The organism is Brachybacterium sp. J144, assembly GCF_036321705.1.
GTDB lineage: Bacteria > Actinomycetota > Actinomycetes > Actinomycetales > Dermabacteraceae > Brachybacterium.
Genome location: NZ_JAZDCG010000027.1, coordinates 13855 through 36422 on the forward strand (window position 1 = coordinate 13855; position 22568 = coordinate 36422).

The following is a 22568-nucleotide window of genomic DNA, read 5'->3' on the forward strand; positions in this document are numbered from 1 at the left end:
CGTTGCGAAGGAGCACCGACCATGGCTCATCCCCACACCCTGTTCACCGGCCAGTGGGCCGATCTCACCCTCGACGAGGTCGCGGAGCTCGCGGCCGGCTGGGGTTACGACGGCCTCGAGATCGCCGTCGCCGGCGAGCACCTCGACGCGAGCCGCTGGGACGACGCGGACTACATCGCCGAGCGGCTCGGGATCCTCGAGAAGCACGGGCTGAAGGTCTGGGCCATCTCCAACCATCTCAAGGGCCAGGCGATCTGCGACGACCCCATCGACTTCCGCCACCAGGCGATCGTCGGTCCGGCGGTGTGGGGCGACGGCGACCCGGAGGGCGTGCGGCAGCGGGCCGCCGAGGACATGAAGAACACCGCCCGCCTCGCGCAGAAGCTCGGTGTCGACACCGTCATCGGCTTCACCGGCTCGAAGATCTGGAAGTACGTGGCGATGTTCCCGCCCGTCGGCCAGGACGTGATCGACGAGGGCTACCAGGACTTCGCCGACCGCTGGAACCCGATCCTCGACGTCTTCGAGGAGTGCGGGGTGCGCTTCGCCCACGAGGTCCACCCCTCCGAGATCGCGTACGACTACTGGACCACCCAGCGGACCCTCGAGGCGATCGGCCACCGCGAGTCCTTCGGCCTGAACTGGGACCCCTCCCACTTCATGTGGCAGGAGATCGACCCGGTCTCCTTCATCACCGACTTCGCGGACCGCATCTACCACGTGGACTGCAAGGACATCCGGGTGCGCATGACCGGCCGCAACACCCGCCTCGGCTCCCACCTGCCCTGGGGCGATCCGCGGCGCGGCTGGGACTTCGTCTCCTTCGGCCGCGGGGACGTGCCGTGGGACGCCGCCTTCCGGGCGCTGCGCTCGATCGGCTACGAGGGCCCGATCTCGGTGGAGTGGGAGGACGCCGGCATGGACCGGTTGCACGGCGCCGAGGAGGCGCTCGCGTTCCTGCGGTCCCTGGACTACCCGGCCTCCGAGCTGTCCTTCGACGCCGCGTTCAGCAGCGAGGGCTGAGCGCATGTCCCCGACGCATCTCGACGAGCGGGAGGCCCTCGCCGCCTCCTTCTTCGCGCTCGGTCCCGCGGCCCCGACGATCCTGCCCGGCTGGGACGCACGTGAGCTGATGGTGCACCTGCTGCTCCGGGAGCGGCACAGCGCCCTGGTGCCGGGCCTGCGGATGCCGGGGCCCTACGGGGCGCGGGCCCGCGCCGTCGAGGGCGAACTGCGGGCCGCGGACTGGGAGACGCTCGTCGAGCGCCTGCGGGAGGGACCCGGCCGCCTCTCGCCGCTCGGCGCGGTCGACCGTCTCAGCGGCCTCGCCGAGCAGCTGATCCATCACGAGGACCTGCGTCGGGCGCAGGACGGCTGGGAGCCGCGCGGTCCCGACGCGGTCTCCCAGGAGGACGCCTGGCGGGCGGTGCGGCTGATGGCGCCCCTGACCCTGCGGGTCCCGGTGCGGGTGCTGCTGGTCTCGCCGCTCGGCGGGGCCCGGGTCGGCTCCCGCACGGCCGACGCGAGCGTGCGGGTCCACGGCGAGCCGGTGGACCTGCTGCTCTGGGCGACGGGGCGGGAGCGGGTCGCGCGGGTGCGGGTGCACGGCGACGACGCGGGCCGACGGGCGCTCGCCGCAGGAGGCCGCGGCCTCTGACGGGAGACCTCGGGGGCCGCGGCGTCTGACGCGCGACCTCGGGGCTGCGGCGTCTGCCGCGAGACCCCCGGCGCGCTCTGCTCAGCCGCGCTCGAACAGGAACAGCCGCGGGTGGTGGCCCTTCTGGAAGAAGCGGTGCTCGCGGATCGGCCGCCAGCCGAAGCGGTCCCCGTCGAGCACCGCGTGCATGCGGATGATCTCGTGGGTGAGGATGCCGAGACGGGCCTCCGGCGCGGCGAGCTCCGCGGCGCGGCGCAGCAGGTCCGCGAGCAGCTGCTGGTTGCTCTCGTGCTCCCCGTGGAGGGTGCCCCACGGCGGGTTCGTCACGATCCGGGTGAAGCCCGGCTCGATCTTCGCCGTGAGCACGTCACCGACCTGCCAGTCGATCCGACCGCGGCGGCGCGCCGCCCGCTGATGCCGTTCGGCGGCCTCGATCGCCGCCGGGTCCAGGTCGATGCCGTGCGAGCGCGCGGGAGCGAGCTCGTGCAGCTGTTCGACCAAGAAAGTGCCGGATCCGCAGGTCATGTCCAGCAGCGAGTCCTCCTCGCCGATCTCCAGCAGGTCGAGGACGGTCGCGGCGATCGTCGCGTTGACGGCGCCGGGATAGTTGATCACCCGCCAGGCCCGCGTGGAGAGCGGTCGCGGCGTGGTGCGCAGCAGCACCTGCCAGGTGCCCGCCTCCCGTCCGCGACGCACCCGCACGACGAGGTCGCCGTCGGCCGCCGGCGCGACGCCGGCAAGTTCCGCGATCGCCTCGGCGACCCGGAGCATCTCGGGGGTGTCGGAGCCCGCGGCCTCGAGGCGGAGCCCCGTGAAGCGCTGGCGCGGCCGCTGCCGGGCCAGGTCCTCGAGGAGGGTGCCGAGCCGCTGCTGCACCGAGGTCTCGAGCAGCTCGCGCGGTCTCCGCGCAGGCACGGTGAGGGCGGTGGAGGCGGAGACCGCGCGCCGCAGGGACCGCACCGCGTCGAGATCATCCGTCTCGAGGGCGAGCTCGGTGGGGGTCACGATCCGGGCGGGTCCGAGACGGGAGGCCTCGACCAGGGCGGCGTCGGCGCAGCCCTGCAGGACCTCGAGCACGAGCTGATGGACGGCGGTCGGCACGGAGGGACCCTCCTTCGGTGGGCGGCGGCGTGATCTGTGCAGGCTACCGGCTGTGAATGCGCGACTGTGCAGGTGCGTGTCGGTAGACTCGCGGGGTGTTCATCGTGAGTGTGTGTTCCCTGAAGGGCGGCGTCGGCAAGACGTCGGTGACCCTGGGCCTGGCCTCGGCCGCCCTCCATCAGGAGGTGAACACCCTCGTCATCGATCTCGACCCGCAGGGCGACTCGACGCTCGGCCTGCTGGGCGAGCCGGCGAGCACGCTCGACATTGCGGAGGTCCTCACCTCGCCGCGCACCGAGACGATCGACCGGTCGATCATCGATGCGCCCTGGTCGAAGGACGCCGCCTCGCACCTCGACATCATCCCCGGCTCGAGCCGCTCGGCGGTGCTCGACGCCCCCGCCCCCGCCCCCCGGGAAGTGCGGCGCCTGCGCGACGCCCTCGACAAGCGCACCCACCAGTACGACCTGGTGCTGATCGATTGCCCGCCGTCCCTGAACGGCCTCACCCAGATGGCCCTCGCCGCGTCGGACCGCGCCCTCGTGGTCGCCGAGCCGGGCTTCTTCGCGGTCACCGCCGCGGATCGCGCGCTCAAGCTCGCCGCCGAGATGCGCGAGGAGGGCATCGCGCCGCGACTGCATCCGCTGGGTCTGGTCGTGAACCGGTATCGTCCGCGCTCAGTCGAGCACCAGTACCGTCTCGCCGAGCTGCGGGACCTGTTCGGCGATGCCGTGCTGGAGCCGGTGATCGAGGAGCGCGTCGGCCTGCAGCAGGCCCAGGGCGGCGCCGTGCCGCTGCACACGTACGAGGGGGCCTCCGGCAAGCGGCTCACCGAGGACTTCGACGCCCTGCTGAAGACGGTCCTGGACTCGCGCCAGCACTCCTGAGCGAGCCGGGCGCGAGCCCGAGCACGAGAGAACGGCGGGTCCCCTTCCCCAGGGACCCGCCGTTCTCGGTTCGGGGCGGCGCGCAGGCCGCGAGATCAGCCGGCGCGGCGGGAGCGGCGGCGGGCCGCCAGCTCGTCCTGCAGCGCGAGGGCGGCGTCGTCCGCCGGGTTGACCCCGGGGAGCACGGCGAGGTCGTTCTCGACCTCGCGCCACACGCGGCCGACGGCGATGCCGAACACGCCCTGGCCGCCCTGGACCAGGTCGAAGACGTCCTCGGCGGAGGTGCACTCGTAGACGGAGGCGCCGTCACTCATGAGGGTGATGCCCGCGAGGTCGTCGATGCCGCGCTCGCGCAGGGCCGAGACCGCGACGCGGATCTGCTGCAGGGAGACGCCGGTATCGAGGAGGCGCTTGACGACCTTGAGCACCAGGATGTCGCGGAAGCCGTAGAGGCGCTGGCTGCCGGAGCCGCTCGCCCCGCGCACGCTGGGCTCGACGAGGCCGGTGCGCGCCCAGTAGTCCAGCTGGCGGTAGGTGATGCCGGCGGCCTTGCACGCGGCGGGGCCGCGGTAGCCGAGCTCCCCGGGCGTCTCGACGACGTCGTCGAAGAGCACGCCCTGTGCGGGCTCGGCGGGCACGGTCGACTGCTCAGTGCGGTCATCGCCGTTCATGGCGTTCACAGCTACCTCCGGATCAGGCTCTCAGAGGGGGAAGGGTGAGAGCACGCTGACAGAGTATCCCCTCCCCTGCGCCCTGGGACACCGGCACGCCGTGGGGTGGGGCATCTCAGATCACGGAACGGTGACGATCCGCGGTCCGGCGCTCCGGCCTCAGCCCTCCCGGACCTTGCGCCGCAGCATCGCGCTGTGGAGGGAGATCATCGACTCGCCGAGGTCGCGGGCGAAGTCCTCGGCGCCACCACGGGCCGCGGGGTCGCCGGTGCGCGACCGGGGCCGCGCGACGGAGCCGATCATGTGCGCCTCGCGCTCGGCGGAGGTGCGCAGCATGACCAGGTGACGGGGGTGCAGTCCCCCCTCGGCCAGATCGCGGGCGGAGGTGACGATCTCGAGCTCCGTGGAGCCGTAGAATAGCGCACCCTCGGGGAGGAATCCGTACTGCTCGAGCTCGATCAGGAAGTCGTCGTCGACCCCGGCGCGCGCCGCGAGACCGCGGCGATCCAGGCGCACGGCCTGCACCGCGGCCGTCGGCCCCGGACGGGAGGCGATCGAGGTGACCTCGGAATCCACGCCATGCGAGAGGAGGTGCTCCTTGATGACCTTGAGCGGCCAGAAGCGGTCCCGCTGGGCGCGCAGGACGAACAACAGGCGGTCGACGTCCTCCGGGCGGTACTTGCGGTAGCCCGTGGAGGTGCGCTCCGGGAAGATCAGGCCCTCGGACTCGAGGTAGTGGAGCTTGGAGTGCGAGAGGTCCGGGAACTCGTCCCGGACGGCGTCCAGCACCTGGCCGATGCTGAGCCGCGCTGGCCCGGACGAGCCCGGCCTGCGCTTCGCGGAGGCCGGCATCCGCTCAGGCCGTCCCGGTGAAGGGGTGGTAGGTCAGGCGGTACTTGCCGATCTGCACGTCCTGCCCGGGGCTCAGGCGCAGCTCGTCGACGCGGTCCTTGCCCACGTAGGTGCCGTTGAGCGACCCGAGATCGCGCACGAGGAAGGCGTCGCCGTCGCGCACGAAGGCCGCGTGCTTGCGGGAGACCGTCACGTCGTCGAGGAAGATCTCGCAGTTCGGGTGGCGACCGGCGATGGTCGTGTCCGAGTCGAGCAGGAAGCGCGCTCCGAGGTTCGGGCCCTTGCGCACGATGAGCAGGGCGCTGCGCGGCGGCAGGTTCTCGATGGCGCGGCGGTCCTGCGAGGACAGGCCCGGCTCGACCTCCTCGAGGGGGTCGCTGGGCGAGATCGCGCTCAGCTTCGACGTGTGGTCGAGATTCTCGTCGTTCCACTCGGTGTTCCCGGACACCCCGCACCCCTTCCTGGACTGCTGTCCCCGACCTCTGACTCGGTCGCGGGCCGCGCCCCCGGGTCGGGGTCGCGCGCGGCGCTCCTGCTGGTGAACAGGAAACCGCCCGTCCCATCCTCGCACGTCCGCCCCCGCTCAGGGGACGATCGGGCCAGCCTGCGGCGAGGATTTGACGATCACTTGACCACCTCGGAGTGCTCGGGGTCGGTCAGCTCGACGACCGCCTCGATGCGGACGTCCTCCTCGGTCGCGATCGCGAGGGTGCCACCGTCGGCCGCGACGGAGTCGGCGGAGCCTCCGGGGATCCGCAGGGCGGGGTCCATCACGTCGGGGTCGCCGATCGCCCGCATCGTATAGGGCGGGCGGACGACCGTGCCGTCCACGAGCAGCGCACCGTCCTCGTCGCTGGTCACCGAGGTGGAGGCGACCACGCGCACGTCCCCGATCTGGATCACCTCGGCACCGGCGTTGCGCAGCTCCTGGATCACGCCGAGCAGGGTGGAGGGACGCACTGTCCGGCCGGGATCGGAGATCGACACGACGATGCCACGACCCTGGGCGGGGGCGGTGCCGGCGATGATCTCGAGTTGCTCGAGGCGGTCCTCCGCGGCGGCGCGGGCGACGGCGTCGTCCTCCTGCCCGCTGCGGAGGTCCTCGAGGGTGCGATCGAGTTCCGCGTTCTCGAGCTCCAGATCCGAGACGTGACGATCCGACTCGTCGAGCAGCCGCACCAGCTCCTGCTGCGAGGCGCCCTCGAGGGAGTCGTCGCCCTGGCGGACCTGGATCGCGATGGACACACCGAGGAGCAGGCAGAGCAGGCCAACGATCACCTGGGACCGGGTGGCGCGCGGGCGGAGGGTCCGGCGGAGGTTCGACCAGGCCCGGTCCTGGTCCGCGCGGGTCTCGGGGATGCGGGTGCCGTCGCTCATGAACGGAAGAGGCGGCGTCGGATCGCCGCCGCGTTGGAGAAGATCCGGATGCCCAGCACGACCGTCACCGCGGTCGACAGCTGCGGGCCGACCCCGAGCTGATCGCCGAGGAACACCAGCAGGGCCGCGATGAGCACATTGAACAGGAAGGAGGTGATGAAGACGTGCGCGTCGAAGGCGCCGTCCAGACTCGCTCGGAGGCCGCCGGCGAGGGTGTCGAGGGCAGCGACCACGGCGATCGGCAGATAGGGCTGCAGGGCGACGGGGACGTCGGGCTGCAGGACCAGCCCGAGGGCGATGCCCAGGGCGAGTCCGAGGACGGCGATCATGCGGGATCCTCCGAGTCGGGGTCGTAGACGGTCGCCTCGCGCAGGGTGCCGGCGGGCCGGGCGGGAACGGTGAGCTCCTCACCGGTCTCCCAGGTCATCAGGAGGGCGTAGCGCTGCGTGACGTCGGTGAGATAGGTGCCGGCCTCGCCGCTCTCAACGCCCTCGCGGAGGGCGTCGGGGTCGCCGAGGGCGGTGATCCGGTAGGGCGGGGACAGGGCGCGGAAGTCGACGAGGACCGCCGAGCCGGCGGTGCGGATCGCGGACGTGGCGGTGAGGCGCTGACCGTTGATCGAGATCGCCTCCGCACCGGAGGCCCAGAGACCGTTGACCGCGATCTGCAGGTCGCCGTCGGTCACGCGGTTGACGGTGCCCTCGGCGACGCCGGGGCTCGGCGGGAGCGGATCGGAGTCGTCGAGCTGCAGCACCACGCCCGACCCGGTGAGGGCGGTGCCGCCACTCGCGACCTCGACGCGGCCCACGGCCTCCGCGGCCCCGGGGGCGGTGTCGTCGAGGACCTCCTGCTGGGCACCGGCGACCTCGTCGCCCAGCTCGACCTGGCGGGCCTCGAGCTCGTCGGCCTCCGCCCACGAGTCCCGGACCTCCTGCTCGAGGAGGGCGCGGGGGCTGTCCTCCGCGCTCGCCCGGTCGCGGAGGTCCGCGGCGGCGATCGCGACCGCGGCGCCGAGCACGACGGCGAGCAGCAGCGTGAGCAGCTTCGTCAGCCGCGAGTCGGGCGGCGGGGTCTCGGCGATCGGGTCCTGGCGGCGCAGCGCCTCGACGTCGTAGGGGTTCGCGGTGAGGGCGCGCAGGAGCGAGGTCGGAGAGTAGGGGGTCTCGCCGTGGGGGGTGCTGTGGTCCCGCTCGCGCATGCCGCCACCATACGGTGCGCGGGGTCCCGGAGGCGTCAGCCGAGCGAGCAGGCGACCCCGTTGAAGCCGTGGTTGCAGTAGCCGCCGGGGTTGCGGGCGAGGTACTGCTGATGCTCGGGCTCCGCGGTGTAGTACGCACCGTTCCCGGCCTCGGCGAGCGGGACCAGCTCGGTCGTGATCGCGCCGCGGCCGGCGTCATGGAGCGCCTGCTGGTAGCGGCGTGCGGAGTCGCGCACCACCTCGCCCTGGGCGGGCGAGGTCCAGTACACGGCGCTGCGGTACTCGGTGCCGACGTCATTGCCCTGACGGTTCGCGGTGGTCGGGTCGTGCTGCTGCCAGAACTCGGCGAGCAGGGCGCGCAGGGTCGCGTCCCCGCCGCGGTAGATCACGCGCACCGCCTCGGCGTGCCCGGTGCGGGCGGAGAACACCTCCTCGTACGTGGGATGCGGGGTGTAGCCGCCCGCATAGCCCGCGGAGGTGGTGTGCACGCCCGGGATCTGCCAGGCGATCCGCTCGATTCCCCAGAAGCAGCCGCCCGCGAGGATCAGCTCCTCGGCGTCCTCGGGCCAGGGCTCGGGGTCCTCGGGCGCGTCGGGGCCGAGCATGTCGGTGCCGAGCACGAGGTGCTCGCGCAGGAGCGGGTACGGGGAGGTCTCACGACCCGGGAGGGCGTCCTCCGGGGAGACCATCTCCTTCTTGTGGGCGTACAGGAGATCCATCATCTGCCACATGCTCCGAACGCTAGTCCTGTGCGGGGTCGGGAGCGAGAGAGGTGACGGTTCCGTCACCACCCTCGCTCCCCGCCGCGCGCGGATCAGCGGGAGGCGACCAGCGCGCTGCCGACGAGAGCGCCCTGGGCGTCGGCGGCCGGGGGCTCGCCCCCGCCGTCGGACGGAGCGCCCGCGGGCGGCTCCCCGCCACCAGGACCACCGCCGCCCTCCGGCGCGCCGCCGCCCATCGCCCCCCCGCCGCCCATGCCGCTGGTTCCCGGCTCGGTCGTGGGGTCGATCGCGACGGGGAGGGCGACGGTGAAGCCGCCGCTGACGTCCCCCTCGACCGTGGCGAGCTGCAGCTCTCCCCCGTCGTCACCGAAGACGTTGTCCGAGTCGAGGGTGATCTGGGCGAGGTTCTCCGTCGAGCCGTCATAGCCCGCGGTCGCGTACACCGTCTCGCAGACGTCCTGCGGGATCGCGACCTGCGAGGTGGCGAGCAGGTTGTCGGTGCTGGTGATGGACTCGAGGTCGGGGTAGACCTCGAAGTGGATGTGCGGCCAGCGGCCCGCATAGCAGCCCGGCATGATGCTGGTGAAGGTGACGGTGCCGGTCCCGTCCGCGACCTGCACGCCGCGCAGGAAGTTCTCCTCCTCGAGACCCTCGGAGTAGAGGGAGTAGAGGCCATCGGCCGTGCAGTGCCAGACGTAGACGGCGACGCCCTCGTAGGGCGCGTTGTCGGTGGAGAGGTCGGTGATCGTGAGGCTCAGCGTCATCGGGACGCCGCTCGCGGTCGCGGAACCGGTCCCGAAGCTGGTGGTGATCTCGCTGCGGACGACGTCCGACTCGGTGAGGACGGTGACGCCGTTGGTGCCGTCGGCCGGGTAGGGGCCGTTGGTCTCCTCGGGGATCTCGCCGTCGGCGGTGGTCGCGGCGGCCTCTCCCCCGCCGTCACTCGCGCCGTCGGACCCGGAGGCGCTGCAGGCGGCGAGGCCCAGCGCGGCGCCGCCGGCCGCGAAGGCGGCGAGGGCCGCGCGACGGGTCGCGAGGGTGCCCAGGTCGAAGGCGAGGCCCTGATCGGCGAGCGGCTCGTCGGCGTGGGCGAGGGGCCGGCCCTCGTAGCGGAGGGTGCCGTCGGGGTCCTCGGTGATGCGGGGGTCCTGCGAGCGCGGATCCTGGGGGCTGGGGGCCTGGGTCATGGTTCTGCCTTCCGTGGGGGGATGGCGAGGACGCTACGGAGCGTCCTCATGCTCCGGCCCAGGCTCGGCTGTGCGCCGGCTGTGCACCGAGGTTCGGTCGAGTGCCGCAGGTCACGCGCGTCCCGATTCGCCTCCGCGGCCCGGCTCGGGGTACTGTATTCCTCGGTCCTCCGGCGACGGAGGGCACTCGGGCTGTGGCGCAGCTTGGTAGCGCACTTGACTGGGGGTCAAGGGGTCGCAGGTTCAAATCCTGTCAGCCCGACCGAGGATCGGAGCCGTCCTCCCGCACTGCGGGAGGGCGGCTTCGTCGTTCCCGGGCGAGAGCTCCGCCGGCGGGAAGGGACAGGGTCCGCCAGCCCGAGGGGTGCCCTGCCGGTACATCCCCGATCGGGGACTCCCTCGCCCTCTCCCGCCGCCGCATCCTGGATCAGGCCCGAGGACGCGCGCCGTCGGTGCTACGTGCGGCGCCCCGCCCCGGGCGGCATCCCCACCGATCTCCAGGAGTCCCCCTTGAAGGCAGCCGTCATGTACGGGGCCGGCGACGTGCGCGTCGAGACCGTCCCCGATCCCTCGATCCTCCGCCCCACCGACGCGATCGTGCGCACGGTCCGCACCTGCATCTGCGGCTCGGACCTGCACCCCTACCGCGGCATGGCGGCGCAGGAGCACGGGCAGTCGATGGGTCACGAGTCCCTCGCCGTGGTAGAGGAGGTCGGCGCCTCCGTCACCTCGGTGACGCCCGGTCAGCTGGTCGTCGTCCCCTTCGCCTTCTCGGACAACGCCTGCCCCGCATGCCGCGACGGTTTCCACACCGCGTGCCCGCACGGCGGCTTCTACGCGACTCCGGAGACCAACGGGCTGCAGGCCGAGTTCGCCCGGATCCCGCAGGCCGACGGCACGCTGGTCGCCGTCCCGGACGTCGACCCGGCCACCGCCGACGAGTCCCTCCTCGCCTCCCTGCTCACCCTGTCCGATGTCTACCCCACCGGCTACCACGCCGCGCATATGGCGCAGGTCCGCCCCGGGCAGAGCGTGACCGTGGTGGGCGACGGCGCCGTGGGTCTCTCGGCGGTGCTCGCCGCGCGGCAGCTCGGCGCCGAGCAGATCATCCTCATGGGCCGCCACGTCACCCGCACCGACCTCGGCCGCGAGTTCGGGGCCACGGACGTCGTCGCCGAGCGCGGTGACGAAGGCGTGGCGCAGGTCCTCGAGCTCACCGGCGGCCTCGGCTCCCACGCGGTGCTCGAGGCGGTCGGCCATCTGCCCGCGTACGAGCAGTCCTACCGGGTCGCACGCACCGGCGGGGTCATCTCCCGGGTCGGCGTGCCGCAGTACGAGGACGCCGGCGTCGGCTTCGGCTCCCTCTTCCGCCGGAACCTGCGCCTCGCCGGCGGTCCCGCCCCGGTGCGCGCCTACCTCGAGGACGCGATCGCCCAGGTGCTCCGCGGCGACATCGCGCCGGGGAAGGTCTTCGACCGCACCGTGAGGCTGGACGAGGTCCCGGCCGGCTACACCGCGATGGACGAACGGACCGCCCTGAAGGTCATGGTCGACCCGTTCGCCGTCTGATCGGAGCGTCCGTCGAGCGGGCCACCCGGGGATCGGGCGGCCCGCTCGGGGTCACGGCAGGATCGGCGCCGCCACGGGAGCGCTGTCACTGCAGGATCGGCGGCTGCGGCTCGGCCCAGTCGATGGCGTCGGCCCGCAGTGCGTCCCGCACCCGGGCGATGTCCGGATTCGCCTCCGCTCCGGCGCGCTCGACGAGGAAGAGCGTGTTCAGCGGGCCGTCGCAGGGGCACTCAAGCTGCACCAGTCGCCCGGTCGCGAGATGCTCGAGGCACAGCGAGCGCGGCACCACCGCGTACCCCGCACCGCGGGCGATGGCACCGACCACGGCATGCAGGCTCGGCACCGTGAGCGCCGGGCCGATCGGCGGCTGCGCGCCGAACACCGTGCGCCAGTAGCGGCGCACCATCGGCATCTCCTCCGCATCGGCCACGAGCGGCACAGACCGCAGCGCGCTCGCGAGGGACTCGGTCCCCTGCAACCTCTCCGCCCAGGAGGGGGCGGCGACCAGCAGGTACTCCTCGTCGGTCAGCGGGTAGGAGACCAGGCCCACGCCCCGCGGCCGACGGGTCGTGATCGCCAGGTCGTGCGTCCCCTCGCGCAGCTCGGCGAGGAGCTGCTCGGTGCCGCCCTGGGCGATCCGCACCTGCACGCCCTCCCCCACGAGCGGTGCGATCCCCGGCAGCAGCCGGGTGCACAGGAGCTCCGAGGGTGCGGCGAGGTGCACCGGCGCGGGGCGACCGCCTGCTCCGCACGACTGCTGGTCGAGGCCCGAGAGGGCGTCCAGCGGCTCGGCCACGCGCGCCGCGAGGCCATGGGCGGCACGGGTCGGTTCCACTCCCCGCGGCCGACGCTCGAACAGTTCGTGGCCCATCTGCGTCTCGAGGGTGCGGATCTGTGCGGTCACCGTCGGCTGGGAGAGCCCCAGCTGCGGCGCGGCCGCGGTGAACGAGCCGCTGCGATAGACCGCGAGGAAGGTGCGCAGCAGGTTGAGGTCCCCGGCGGGCAGTTTTCGCGCACCGGGATCGGATCCCCCGGCGGTGGGGCGGGGAGGTCGACGGGTGCTCGGTGCGGCGGACATGCCGACGATGCTACCCCCGGGCGCGACGGCGACCCATCGCATGGCCGATACCCGCCATCGGCTCCGCTATTGGTCAGTCGATGCCGCGCGGGCCTAGCGTGGGCTCGACACACCGGCGTGAGGGCTCCGACGGGGGTCCCCGCGCGCGACCGTTCCGGAAGGACCCCCATGACCCGCACCCTGTTCACCCCGATCCGCCTGCGAGACCTCGAGATCCGCAACCGGCTGTGGGTGCCGCCGATGTGCCAGTACTCCGCACTCGGCCTCGACGGGCGAGCCACCTCCTGGCACCTGATGCATTACGGCGCCCTCGCCCGGGGCGGCGCCGGGGCGATCATCGTCGAGGCCACCGGCGTGGTCCCCGAGGGCCGCATCTCCCCCACCGACCTGGGGCTCTGGGACGACGCGCAGCGCGATGCCCTGGCGCCGATCGTCGAGCTCGCGCACGCGCAGGGCGCCGTGATCGGCATCCAGCTCGCCCACGCCGGCCGCAAGGCCTCCACCCACCCCGAGTGGGGCACCGACGGCAGCAGCAGCCTCCGCGCCGACGAGGGCGGCTGGCAGACCGTCGGACCCTCCGCGATTCCCTTCCCCGGCCTCGACGCGCCCGTCGCGCTCGACGCCGACGGGATCGACCAGGTCGTGGAGGCCTTCGCCGCCGCGGCGCGCCGCGCCGTCGAGGCCGGCATGGACCTCGTCGAGATCCACGCCGCCCACGGCTACCTGCTGCACGAGTTCCTCTCGCCGCTGAGCAACCAGCGCACCGATGAGTACGGCGGCTCCCTCGAGAACCGGGCGCGGCTGCTGCTGCGGGTGGTCGACGCGGTCCGCGCCGTGATCCCCGCGGGGATGCCGCTGCTGGTCCGGCTCTCGGCCACCGAGTGGGTCGACGGCGGCTTCGACCTCGAGGAGACCGGACAGGTGGGCCGCTGGTTGGGCGAGCACGGCGTCGACCTGCTGGACATCTCCACCGGGGGGAACATCACCCCCGCCCCGATCCCGGTCGGCCCCGGCTACCAGACGCCCGCCGCGACCTCGGTGCGCGCCGCCTCCGGGCTGCCCGTCGGCGCCGTGGGCATGATCGACGAGCCCTTCCAGGCCGAGCAGATCCTCGCCACCGGCCTCGCCGATGTGGTCCTCGTGGGCCGAGCGCTGCTGCGGGATGCGAACCTGCCGCTGCACGCCGCACGCGCCCTGCGCGTCGAGGACCCGTACATCCCCGCGCAGTACCGCCGCGCCCACCGCTGAGCCGGTCCGCGCCCTGTCCCTCAAAGGGACGTCAGCGGCCACAGACCTGCCATATGCAGGCCTGGTGCGGCTGACGTCCCGTTCATGGACAGCACCGACGGTGAGGGCGGGCGAGGTGGGGCGAGGTGGACGGGGGCGGGCGAAGGGAAGAGCAGGCGGGCGGAGGGAGCCGGGTGACGATGGCGAGACGTGACCTGCGCGGCATCCCGGCGATCCGGTCACGGGCGCTCCCCCGCCGCTCTGCCCCGCGCTCCTAGACTCCCGCCATGAGCATCGCCCTCTCCGACACCTCGACCACCGCCGCGCACCGCTACGTGATGACCTTCGTGTGCGAGGACCGTCCCGGCATCGTCCATGCGATCACCGGTGCGATCGTCGCCGTGGACGGGAACATCGCCGAGAGCCGACAGTTCGAGAGCGGCGACTCCCACCGCTTCTACATGCGCGTCGAGATCGTCACCGCCGCTTCCCTCGACGAGGTGCGCACCGCGCTCGCCGAGGTGATCGACCGCTTCGGACTGGAGGCGACGATCGACCGCGTCGGCCGACCGCTGCGGACCCTGATCCTCACCTCCACGGCCACGCACTGCGTCAACGACCTGCTCTACCAAGCCTCCACCGGGAACCTGGCGATCGAGGTGCCGCTCGTGCTCGGCAATCACGAGACCCCCGCCCGCTTCGCCGAGTTCCACGGGGTGCCCTTCGAGCACCGCCCCGTCACCTCGGCCGAGGAGAAGGCTGCCTTCGAGGACCGGGTGCGGGAGGCGATCGTCGAGCACGACGTGGAGCTGGTGGTCCTCGCCCGCTACATGCAGATCCTCTCCCCCGAGCTGTGCGCGGACCTCGCGGGGCGGTGCATCAACATCCACCACTCGTTCCTGCCGGGATTCAAGGGAGCGAACCCGTACCGCCAGGCGTACGCCCGCGGGGTGAAGCAGATCGGGGCGACGGCGCACTTCGTGACCACCGACCTCGACGAGGGCCCGATCATCGAGCAAGAGGTCATCCGCGTGGACCACACCCGCTCCCCGCGCGAGCTGATGGCGCTCGGTCAGGACACCGAGGTGCGCACCCTGCGTCAGGCCGTGGGTCTGTACGCCCAGTCGCGGGTGCTCCTGGACGGCAGCCGGACGATCGTCTTCCGCTGACGAGACCGGCGAGCCGCATCGACCTCTGACGGCACCGGCCGGGGGCGACCGACGACGCCAGCCGCACCCCGCGGCGGTCCTCAGCCCTTGACGCCGCCGGCGGCGGCGAAGCCCTGGCCCAGGTTCCGTCCGAGGAACAGGTACAGCGCGACCACGGGCACCGAGTAGAAGATCGAGAAGGCCGCGAGCTGGCCGTACGCCACCTGCCCGTACTGGGAGGAGAAGGTGTAGAGCGTCACCGCGGCCGGCAGGTTCTCGGGGCTCAGCAGCAGCATGAAGGGCACGAAGAAGTTCCCCCACATGCTCACGAAGGTGAAGATCGTGGCGACGGCGAGACCCGAGCGCATCAGCGGCAGCACGATCGAGAACAGGGTGCGGTACACGCCGGCGCCCTCGGTCCAGGCGGACTCCTCGATCTCCAGCGGCACGCCGTCCATGAACCCCTTGGTGAGGAAGATGGCGTACGGCAGCGAGCTCGCGCCGAGGAACAGGATCGCGCCGCCCATCGAGTCGATGAGATTGACCTGCACGAACATCGAGTAGACCGGGATCATGATGGCCGTGATCGGCAGACCGGTGGAGAAGATGATCGTCAGCAGCAGCGGCCGCTTGGCGCGGAACCGGTAGCGGCTGAGCGGGTAGGCGCAGAGCACGGCGCTGAGCATCGTCACGATCGTCGCCCCGCCGCACAGCACCAGGGAGTTCCACAGGGGTCGGAAGGTGGTCTCGGTATTCCAGATCGCGGCGTAGTTCTCGAGGCTGAAGCGCTCCGGCCAGGACACCGACAGCGAGGCCTCGGTGTCGAAGGAGGCCAGCACCACCCACAGCAACGGGATCAGGAAGGCGACGCCGATCAGCACCATCGCGAGGCTGCTGGCCAGGGAGGTGCCGGCGGCGCGGCTGGAGCGACCGGGACGGGTGCGCGGGGCCGACGACGGGGACGTGCCGGACTCGGCCGGCGGTCGAACCTGGGTGGTGGTCATCGCTTGTCCTCCTCCGGCAGCAGGCGCAGATAGATGAGCGAGGCCGCCGCCCCGATCAGCAGGAGCAGCAGGGCCACGGCCGTGCCGTAGCCGAGCTGCCCGTAGGAGAACGCCTGCTCGTACATGTACAGCGGCAGGGTCTGGCTCTGCCGGGCGGGGCCGCCGCCGGTCATGATGAAGATCAGGCCGAAGACCGAGAGGGTCTGCAGCGTGGTCAGCATCAGGTTGGTCGCGATCGCGGGCCGCAGCAGCGGCAGCGTGACAGAGACGAAGCGCCGCACGGGGCCGGCGCCGTCGAGCGCTGCGGACTCGTAGACGTCCCCCGGGACCGAGCTCAGCGCCGCCGAGTACACCAGCATCGAGAACGCGGCGCCGCGCCAGATGTTGGCGAAGGAGACCGCGATGATCGGCGCGCTGAACAGGAGGTCCTGAGCGGGCAGACCGATCGTGGCGAGCAGGGCGTTAAGGCTCCCCGCGTCGGCGAAGAAGGTGTACAGCAGGTACCCGGCGACCACCTCGGGAAGGATCCACGCGGCGATCACGATCGAGGTGACCGCGAAGGTGATCACGCGGTTCGCCCGCTCGATGAGCAGCGCGAGGATCATGCCCAGCACGTTCTGCCCGATCACCGCGGAGATGATCGTGAACAGCAGGGTCAGCACGACGGAGTTCCAGAAGTCGCCGTCGGTGAGGGCGTCGGCGAAGTTGGCGACGCCGACCAAGCTCGTGTCCGAGGCGCCCTCGCCGCGGATGGCGCTGTCGGTGAAGGCGAGGTAGAGGGAGTAGAGGATCGGCCCCAGCAGGAACAGGATCATCAGCAGTGCGGCGGGGAGCATCGGCACGGCACGCGCGGCGGTCAGTCGATCACCGAGACGCGTCCGACGGGTGGGCCGTTCCGCGGCCCGGGCGTCCGGACGGCTCCCGGTGGTGGTGGCGGTGGTGCTCATCAGCTCTCCTCCTGCACGTTCTCGGCGCCGACGATGTCCCGCACGGTGGCGTCGTAGGCGGCCTGCGCCGCCTCCGGGGTCGCGCCGGTGAGAACCGCCTCCATCGCCTCCTGGATCGCGGAGGACACCTCCGGGTAGGCCGGGAGGGCGGGACGGTAGTAGGACGTCTCGAGCAGCGCGGTGAAGTACTCGACCGCGGGCGAGTAGGAGAGGTACTCCTCGACCGCGGCGACGTCCTCGCGCACGGTGATGTGGTTGTCCGCGATCGCGTAGTCGACCAGGGTCTCGGTCGAGACCAAGGTGGTCAGGAAGGAGAACGCGAGCTCCCGATCGGTGACGTGCTCGGGGATCGACAGCCCCCAGCCGCCCGCGAGGGTGACCGTGCCGGTGCCGCCGCCGTCCTGGGTGGGCATGTCGGCCAGGCCCACCTCGTCGGGCCAGGTAGGCCAGGGGCGTCCTGCCGTCTCCGTCCAGTTCTGCGAGATCCAGGAGCCGTCCATCAGCATCCCGAGCTTCCCGTCGGGCAGCAGCGAGGTGTAGATCTGCTCGGAAATATTGGGGTCCAGCAGCTGGCCGAGCGGGAGGGTCAGCTCCTCGTCGATCAGCGTGCGCAGGAAGCCGAGGGCGTCGCGGAAGCCCGCGGAGCCCAGCACCCACTTCGCGGAGTCCGCGTCATACAGGCCGGTGCCGTCCCCGGTGCCGTAGAGCAGCATCTCGAAGCCCTGCATCGACGCCTTCTCTCCCTGCGGGGTGCCGGCGAAGAGGAAGAACGGGGTCGCGTCGGAATCGGACTCCTTGATGGCCCGGGCGGCGTCGAGGATCTCGTCCCAACTGGTGGGCTGCCAGTCCGCGGGCAGTCCGGCCTGCTCGAGCACGCCGCGATGGAACCAGATCGCCCGGGTGTCGGTGGTGATCGGCACGCCGTACACCTCGCCGTCCTCGCCCGTGACGGCCTCCTTGGAGGCGTCGGCGATGTCGCCCCAGTGCTCCCAACCCTCGACGAGATCGGTGATGGGCTGGAGATAGCCCGCCCCGACGTCGCTGAGCAGGATGAAGGAGTCCTCGTAGACGAGGTCGGGGCTGGTCCGCGGAGAGCTCATGAGCAGCTCGTTCTTGGTGAAGTAGTCGTTCTCCGCGGCGACGATCGGCACCAGGTCGACGACCAGCTCCGGGTTCTGCGCGGAGAACTGCTCGGCGGCCCGGGTGATCCACTCCTGCTTGATCGTGTTCGAGCCGAACTGCTGGAACGCGATGCGGATGGTGCCGGGGTCGCGGCTACCGCCGCTGCAGCCCGCGAGCGCGCTGAGCGGGAGCAGGGCGGCCGCTCCCGCGGTGAAGCGCAGGAAGGCGCGGCGATCCGCGCCGGGCCGGATGGTCGGTGCTGGGGGCACGAAGTCCTCCTCGTCGAGTCTCTCGGCCCTCGACGGTAACGGATCGGTCACGTGTCCGACGAACCGAGTGTCCGGCTCGGCGTGCCGCAGGAGCGCCCGACCGACTGCCGCACCGTCGCCCCGGAGCGATCGTCAGCGGCGCGGACGGGCTCGACCGACCCCCTGCGCGGCCTCCGCGTCGGCATAGCGCATCCCGGGCGGGACCTGTGCGAGCTCGAACCAGCTCGCCGCCCGCGGCAACAGGCGCACGTCCTGCCAGGGCACTTCGAAGGCCGGGTCGCGCCACAGCGTCAGGCCGATCTCGTCGCGGCGTCCGCTCGCGACCAGCGCGAGCCGGCGCAGCCGCGACAGCGGATGCGGATCGGCGCGGGCCGCGTCGGGGATCGCGACGGCACCACCGAGGTCGAGTCGCCAGACGGTCTCGCCCCAGTGCAGCTCGGCCGCCTCGGGGGTTCCGACGATCACCGCGGGTGGTCGCAGGTCGGCGGCGCGTACCGGGGCGGGCGGCAGCGGTTCTCCGCGCGTCAGCACCTCGCCCTGGACCCAGGCCCCGGGCAGGACGAGGCGTCCGCCGACGGCGACGTCGACCAGCAACGCCTCGCCGAAGGGGCGTAGTGGTGCGCTGAGCTCCCCGCCGTGCCGCATGTCGCGGCGGGGTGCGGCGAGGACCCTCACCTCGGCCACGTCTCCCGGACGGTCGGTGAGCGGGATCGAGACCCGTGTGCCGGGGAGGGGCGGGCTCGCTACCGGGCGGTGGACCGCCGGGCTCATCGGCGGAACCGAGCCTCGGGGCGGTCCTCGAGGGCGATCGCGAGCATGTCCGTGAAACGGTCGTTCATCGGCGGCGGCTCCGCGACCGGGAACCAGCGTGCCTCGGTGTTCTCCCCATCCGCCGGATGGGGCTCACCGCCCTCGTGCACGCACAGGAAGCAGAGGTCGAGGTACTGGGCGCGGTCGCCGTTGGCATAGACCATCGGCGGCAGGCTGCGCACATCGATCAGGCGCATCGCTCGGCAGGTGACCCCGGCTTCCTCGAGCACCTCCCGCTCGGCGGCGACGGCCGGCTCCTCCCCCGGGTCGATGATCCCGGTGACCGGAGTCCACTGGCCGTTGTCGCGGCGGCGCACCGCGAGCATCTCGGTCCAGTCCAGGGACAGCACGATCGCCGTCACTCCGGTCATCCACAGCAGGTCGTGGCCGATGCGCTCGCGCAGGGACAGCACGTAGTCGGGGGTGGCCATGGGCCTCCTCGGGTCGGTCAGCGCGGGGCGGCTCAGCCGCCGGTGATCGCGGGAATGGTCGCGACCCCCATGATCAGCACGAACACCACGATGTAGAACACGAAGAAGAGCGCGATCAGGCCCAGGGTGACCCAGAAGATGATCCAGCCGACCTTGTTCATCGTCTGCGCGCTGGACGGATTCGTGTCCAGCTGCACGAGCGCGATGATGCCGAAGATCGCCGGGATGGTGCCGCCGCACAGCAGCCCGAGGACGATCAGCAGGATCGCGTTGTTCTGGATCGCCTTGCGGTCATGCATCGTCGGTGCCGTCCCGGGGTCAGTCGGTGAGAGGACGCCCGTGGGCGTCGCGGAGGAAGGACTCGCTCTTAGCGAGGACCATGATGCCCTCGATCAGGCCCCACCAGGCGCCGATGCCGCAGGTCACCACGGTGACGACGATCTGGATGATGCCGATGGTGGTGTAGCCCATGAGGAAGCGGTGCACGCCGAAACCACCGAGGAAGATGCCCAGCAGGCCCACGAGGAGACGGCTGGGGGCCTCGCCAGCAGGCGCTCCGGCCGCGCCGGGCTGCTGGGCGTACGCGCCCTGGCCCACCGGAGCGGCGCCGGGGGCCGGCTGGCCGTAGGCCTCTGAAGCGGATGCGCCCGGGGCCGCCGGGGACCAGGACTGCTCGCTCTGGCCGTAGGGATCTGCGGCCGACGGGGCCGAGCCGGGCTGCTGGCCGTAGGGGTCCGCGGCCGACGAGGTCGAGCCGGGCTGCTGCGCAAACGGATCGGCGGCCGGGGGCTGCTGGCCGTACGGATCCGCGGCCGACTCCTGGCCGTAGGGATCTGCGGCCGACGGGGCCGAGCCGGGCTGCTGCGCGAACGGATCCGCGGCCGGGGGCTGCTCGGTGGCGCCCTGCTGACCGTAGGGATCCGCCGGGGGCTGCGCCCAGGGGTCCTGGCCGGAGGAGGCGTCGTGTCCGTTGCCCTGGGTGTTCCAGGAGCCGTTGTCACCGGGGTTGCTCATGGGCACCACGATAACGGCTCCACCACCCGCCGCACACCGCGGCGGGCCGGGTGCGCCGTCCGGCTGCCGCTCAGCGCCGGCGCTTCTCCCGGATGCGCACGCCCAACACGATCGGCGAACCGGTGAACTCGAAGTCCTCGCGCAGACGGCGCTCGATGAAGCGTCGGTAACCGTGCTCGAGGAAGCCGCTCGCGAAGATCACGAAGCGGGGCGGGCGCGTGCGGGCCTGCGTCGCGAAGAGCACGCGGGCCTGCTTGCCACCGCGCAGCGGATGCGGATGCGCCGCGACCAGCGTGCCGAGGAAAGCGTTGAGCCGACCCGTCGGGATGCGTCGGTCCCAGGACTCGAGGGCGCGCTCGAGCGCGGGCACGAGCCGCTCCGCGTGCCGACCCGTCTCCGCCGAGATGTTGACCCGGGGCGCCCAGGCGACGTGGGCGAGATCCTTCTCGATCTCCCGCTCCAGCTGCTGATGACGCTCCTCGTCGAGGAGGTCCCACTTGTTAAAGGCGAGCACGAGGGCGCGCCCGGACTCGAGGACCATGTCGATGATCTTGAGGTCCTGGGTGGAGATCGGCTCCGAGGCCTCGAGGAGCACGATCGCCACCTCGGCGCGGTCCAGCGCCGCGTGGGTGCGCAGCGAGGCGTAGTAGTCCGCGCCCTGCGACTGCAGCACGCGGCGGCGGATGCCCGCGGTGTCGACGAAGGTCCATTCCTTGCCGCCGAGGGTGATCTTCTCGTCGACGGGGTCCCGGGTGGTGCCGGCGACGTCGTCGACCACCACGCGCTGCTCCCCCGCCAGGCGGTTCAGCAGCGAGGACTTGCCGACGTTGGGACGGCCCACGAGCGCGACGCGGCGCGGCCCGTGGTCGACGGGGGCGCCACGACCCTCCTCGGGCATCGCGGCGACGACGGCGTCCAGCAGGTCGCCGGAGCCTCGGCCGTGCAGGGCGGAGACGGGATGCGGCTCGCCCAGACCGAGGTTCCACAGGGCCGCCGCCTCGAGCTCCCCGCGCTGGTCGTCGACCTTGTTCGCGACGAGGACGATCGGCACGTTCGCGCGGCGCAGCACCTTGAGCAGCTGCTCGTCGGTGGTGGTGATGCCCACGTTCGCATCGACGATGAACATCACCACGTCGGCGAGGGAGACGGCCACCTCGGCCTGCTCCGCGACGCGATAGGCGATGCCCTGGACCCGGTCCTCCCAGCCGCCGGTGTCCACCAGCCAGAAGTCCCTGCCGGTCCACTCCGCCTCGTAGAAGACCCGGTCGCGGGTCACGCCGGGGCGATCCTCGACGACCGCCTCACGGCGGCCGAGGATGCGGTTGACCAGGGTGGACTTGCCGACGTTGGGGCGGCCCACGACGGCCACCACGGGCAGGTTGCGCTGGACCCGGTGGACGGACTCCTCCGTCTCCTCCCCCGCGAGCAGGGCGAGGTCCTCTTCGTCGAGCTCGTACTCGGTCAGGCCCGCGCGCAGGGCGGACTCGACCTCGTCGTCGCTCGGGCCCTCGCCGTCCGCGCGCGGGGCCGGCTCGGGGGCACCGTGCTCGGCCTCCTCCTGGGCGGCCTCGGCCTCGGCCACGAGCATCAGCACCCTCTCGACGACGTCCTCGATGTCGAGCCCGGTGGTGTCGAGGGCGTGCACCCCCTCGGCGGGGGTGAGGAACTCCGAGACGGTCGAGTCGTCGCGGTCGCGGCGCAGCACCTGGTCCGCCATCCGCGCCCGGGTCTCCTCGGTGTCCTCGAGTTCGAGCTCCGCGGCGCGCCGGCGCATCCGCTCCTCGTCGCTCGCGGTGAGGAGCACGCGCACCTGGGCGTCCGGCGCGACGACCGTCGTGACGTCGCGGCCCTCGGCGACGCAGAAGCCCCGCTCATCGGCCGCGGCGTAGAGCAGCTCGCGCTGGCGGCGCTGCAGGATCGCGCGCACCAGGGTGTTCGTGGCCACGGCACTGACCCGCTCGGAGATGCGTTCGGTGCGGATCTCGGCGGTGATCTCGTGACCGCCGACGGCCACGCGGGCGCCCGCGGGATCGGTGCCGAGATCGAGGTCGAGCGTCTCGGCGACCGCCGCGACCGCCTCGTGGTCGGCGAGGTCGATGCCGCGCTCGAGGCAGGTCCAGGTCACGGCGCGGTACATCGCGCCGGTGTCAAGCATGCCTCCGCCGAGGGCGTCGGCCACCAGGCGGGAGACGGTCGACTTGCCGGATCCGGCCGGGCCGTCGATCGCGATGGCGATCCCCCGGGCGGGACCGGCGAGGGCGGAGGGGTCGTGCGGCGCGCTGGTGTGCATCCCTGAA

The 22568-nt window shown here is 72.3% G+C and carries 24 protein-coding genes and 1 tRNA gene; 7 read left to right on the top strand and 18 right to left on the bottom strand.

What is annotated here, in order from left to right:
- The first annotated feature begins 21 nt into the window (after window positions 1-21).
- The gene (locus V1260_RS10320; RefSeq protein ID WP_329746732.1) at window positions 22-1023 is read left to right on the top strand and encodes a sugar phosphate isomerase/epimerase family protein; all 1002 of its coding nucleotides are present in this window, start codon (window positions 22-24) and stop codon (window positions 1021-1023) included.
- A gap of 4 nt (window positions 1024-1027) precedes the next feature.
- Complete coding sequence (locus V1260_RS10325; protein ID WP_329746733.1) at window positions 1028-1657, top strand: TIGR03085 family metal-binding protein; 630 nt, start codon at window positions 1028-1030, stop codon at window positions 1655-1657.
- 81 nt (window positions 1658-1738) lie between these two features.
- Here the strand turns inward: V1260_RS10325 and V1260_RS10330 are convergent, their stop codons facing one another.
- On the bottom strand, window positions 1739-2758 hold the full coding sequence (locus V1260_RS10330) for a methyltransferase (protein WP_329746734.1): 1020 nt from the start codon (window positions 2756-2758) through the stop codon (window positions 1739-1741).
- A 95-nt stretch (window positions 2759-2853) separates the two neighbouring features.
- On the opposite strand from V1260_RS10330, the gene V1260_RS10335 reads away from it, so the two are divergent.
- Window positions 2854-3645, top strand: a complete 792-nt coding sequence (locus V1260_RS10335; RefSeq protein ID WP_329746735.1) for a ParA family protein — start codon at window positions 2854-2856, stop codon at window positions 3643-3645.
- A 95-nt stretch (window positions 3646-3740) separates the two neighbouring features.
- Here the strand turns inward: V1260_RS10335 and V1260_RS10340 are convergent, their stop codons facing one another.
- From V1260_RS10340 to V1260_RS10375, 8 genes are all read right to left on the bottom strand, one after another.
- Window positions 3741-4325, bottom strand: coding sequence for a MerR family transcriptional regulator (locus V1260_RS10340; RefSeq protein WP_329746736.1), 585 nt, complete (start codon window positions 4323-4325; stop codon window positions 3741-3743).
- Between the two features lie 150 nt (window positions 4326-4475).
- Entirely contained in the window at window positions 4476-5168 is a 693-nt protein-coding gene (ftsR, locus tag V1260_RS10345) for a transcriptional regulator FtsR (RefSeq protein ID WP_442878152.1), read from the bottom strand.
- A 4-nt stretch (window positions 5169-5172) separates the two neighbouring features.
- Window positions 5173-5616, bottom strand: coding sequence for an FHA domain-containing protein (locus tag V1260_RS10350; RefSeq protein ID WP_329746738.1), 444 nt, complete (start codon window positions 5614-5616; stop codon window positions 5173-5175).
- Between the two features lie 176 nt (window positions 5617-5792).
- Window positions 5793-6545 (bottom strand): DUF881 domain-containing protein, encoded by a 753-nt coding sequence (locus V1260_RS10355; RefSeq protein WP_329746739.1) that lies wholly within the window; start codon window positions 6543-6545, stop codon window positions 5793-5795.
- Window positions 6542-6874 carry a small basic family protein gene (locus tag V1260_RS10360; RefSeq protein ID WP_329746740.1) on the bottom strand — a complete coding sequence of 111 codons (333 nt, stop codon included), beginning with the start codon at window positions 6872-6874 and terminating at the stop codon, window positions 6542-6544. Before V1260_RS10360 ends, V1260_RS10355 begins: the two co-directional genes overlap by 4 nt.
- Complete coding sequence (locus tag V1260_RS10365; RefSeq protein ID WP_329746741.1) at window positions 6871-7743, bottom strand: DUF881 domain-containing protein; 873 nt, start codon at window positions 7741-7743, stop codon at window positions 6871-6873. Before V1260_RS10365 ends, V1260_RS10360 begins: the two co-directional genes overlap by 4 nt.
- 35 nt (window positions 7744-7778) lie before the next feature.
- On the bottom strand, window positions 7779-8474 hold the full coding sequence (gene msrA, locus V1260_RS10370) for a peptide-methionine (S)-S-oxide reductase MsrA (RefSeq protein WP_329746742.1): 696 nt from the start codon (window positions 8472-8474) through the stop codon (window positions 7779-7781).
- A gap of 83 nt (window positions 8475-8557) precedes the next feature.
- The gene (locus V1260_RS10375) at window positions 8558-9652 is read right to left on the bottom strand and encodes an intradiol ring-cleavage dioxygenase (protein WP_329746743.1); all 1095 of its coding nucleotides are present in this window, start codon (window positions 9650-9652) and stop codon (window positions 8558-8560) included.
- 188 nt (window positions 9653-9840) lie between these two features.
- Here V1260_RS10375 and V1260_RS10380 point away from each other — a divergent pair.
- Window positions 9841-9914 (top strand) — tRNA-Pro (locus V1260_RS10380).
- Between the two features lie 248 nt (window positions 9915-10162).
- Window positions 10163-11221 (top strand): alcohol dehydrogenase catalytic domain-containing protein, encoded by a 1059-nt coding sequence (locus V1260_RS10385; RefSeq protein WP_329746744.1) that lies wholly within the window; start codon window positions 10163-10165, stop codon window positions 11219-11221.
- An 85-nt stretch (window positions 11222-11306) separates the two neighbouring features.
- On the opposite strand, the gene V1260_RS10390 is transcribed toward V1260_RS10385, so the two are convergent.
- On the bottom strand, window positions 11307-12299 hold the full coding sequence (locus V1260_RS10390) for a LysR family transcriptional regulator (RefSeq protein ID WP_329746745.1): 993 nt from the start codon (window positions 12297-12299) through the stop codon (window positions 11307-11309).
- A 168-nt stretch (window positions 12300-12467) separates the two neighbouring features.
- Between V1260_RS10390 and V1260_RS10395 the strand changes: the two genes are divergently transcribed.
- Together V1260_RS10395 and V1260_RS10400 are read left to right on the top strand one after the other, a co-directional pair.
- Window positions 12468-13547, top strand: a complete 1080-nt coding sequence (locus tag V1260_RS10395; protein WP_329746746.1) for an NADH:flavin oxidoreductase/NADH oxidase — start codon at window positions 12468-12470, stop codon at window positions 13545-13547.
- Between the two features lie 266 nt (window positions 13548-13813).
- Window positions 13814-14695 carry a formyltetrahydrofolate deformylase gene (locus tag V1260_RS10400; protein WP_329746747.1) on the top strand — a complete coding sequence of 294 codons (882 nt, stop codon included), beginning with the start codon at window positions 13814-13816 and terminating at the stop codon, window positions 14693-14695.
- An 80-nt stretch (window positions 14696-14775) separates the two neighbouring features.
- Here V1260_RS10400 and V1260_RS10405 read toward each other — a convergent pair whose 3' ends face one another.
- The 8 genes from V1260_RS10405 to der all read right to left on the bottom strand — a co-directional run bounded on the left by V1260_RS10405 (window position 14776) and on the right by der (window position 22561).
- Window positions 14776-15678 carry a carbohydrate ABC transporter permease gene (locus tag V1260_RS10405; protein WP_329746748.1) on the bottom strand — a complete coding sequence of 301 codons (903 nt, stop codon included), beginning with the start codon at window positions 15676-15678 and terminating at the stop codon, window positions 14776-14778.
- Window positions 15675-16625 carry a carbohydrate ABC transporter permease gene (locus V1260_RS10410; protein ID WP_329746749.1) on the bottom strand — a complete coding sequence of 317 codons (951 nt, stop codon included), beginning with the start codon at window positions 16623-16625 and terminating at the stop codon, window positions 15675-15677. The genes V1260_RS10405 and V1260_RS10410 overlap by 4 nt, the downstream gene beginning before the upstream one ends.
- On the bottom strand, window positions 16625-18016 hold the full coding sequence (locus V1260_RS10415) for an extracellular solute-binding protein (protein ID WP_329746750.1): 1392 nt from the start codon (window positions 18014-18016) through the stop codon (window positions 16625-16627). The genes V1260_RS10410 and V1260_RS10415 overlap by 1 nt, the downstream gene beginning before the upstream one ends.
- 132 nt (window positions 18017-18148) lie before the next feature.
- On the bottom strand, window positions 18149-18700 hold the full coding sequence (locus V1260_RS10420) for a hypothetical protein (RefSeq protein ID WP_329746751.1): 552 nt from the start codon (window positions 18698-18700) through the stop codon (window positions 18149-18151).
- An 83-nt stretch (window positions 18701-18783) separates the two neighbouring features.
- Window positions 18784-19257: an NUDIX hydrolase gene (locus tag V1260_RS10425; protein WP_329746752.1), complete on the bottom strand. Its 474-nt coding sequence runs from the start codon at window positions 19255-19257 to the stop codon at window positions 18784-18786.
- Window positions 19258-19289: 32 nt separating this feature from the next.
- On the bottom strand, window positions 19290-19556 hold the full coding sequence (locus V1260_RS10430) for a hypothetical protein (RefSeq protein WP_329746753.1): 267 nt from the start codon (window positions 19554-19556) through the stop codon (window positions 19290-19292).
- Window positions 19557-19575: 19 nt separating this feature from the next.
- Entirely contained in the window at window positions 19576-20271 is a 696-nt protein-coding gene (locus V1260_RS10435; RefSeq protein ID WP_329746754.1) for a TM2 domain-containing protein, read from the bottom strand.
- A gap of 70 nt (window positions 20272-20341) precedes the next feature.
- Window positions 20342-22561, bottom strand: a complete 2220-nt coding sequence (gene der, locus V1260_RS10440; RefSeq protein WP_329746755.1) for a bifunctional cytidylate kinase/GTPase Der — start codon at window positions 22559-22561, stop codon at window positions 20342-20344.
- Between the last annotated feature and the right edge of the window lie 7 nt (window positions 22562-22568).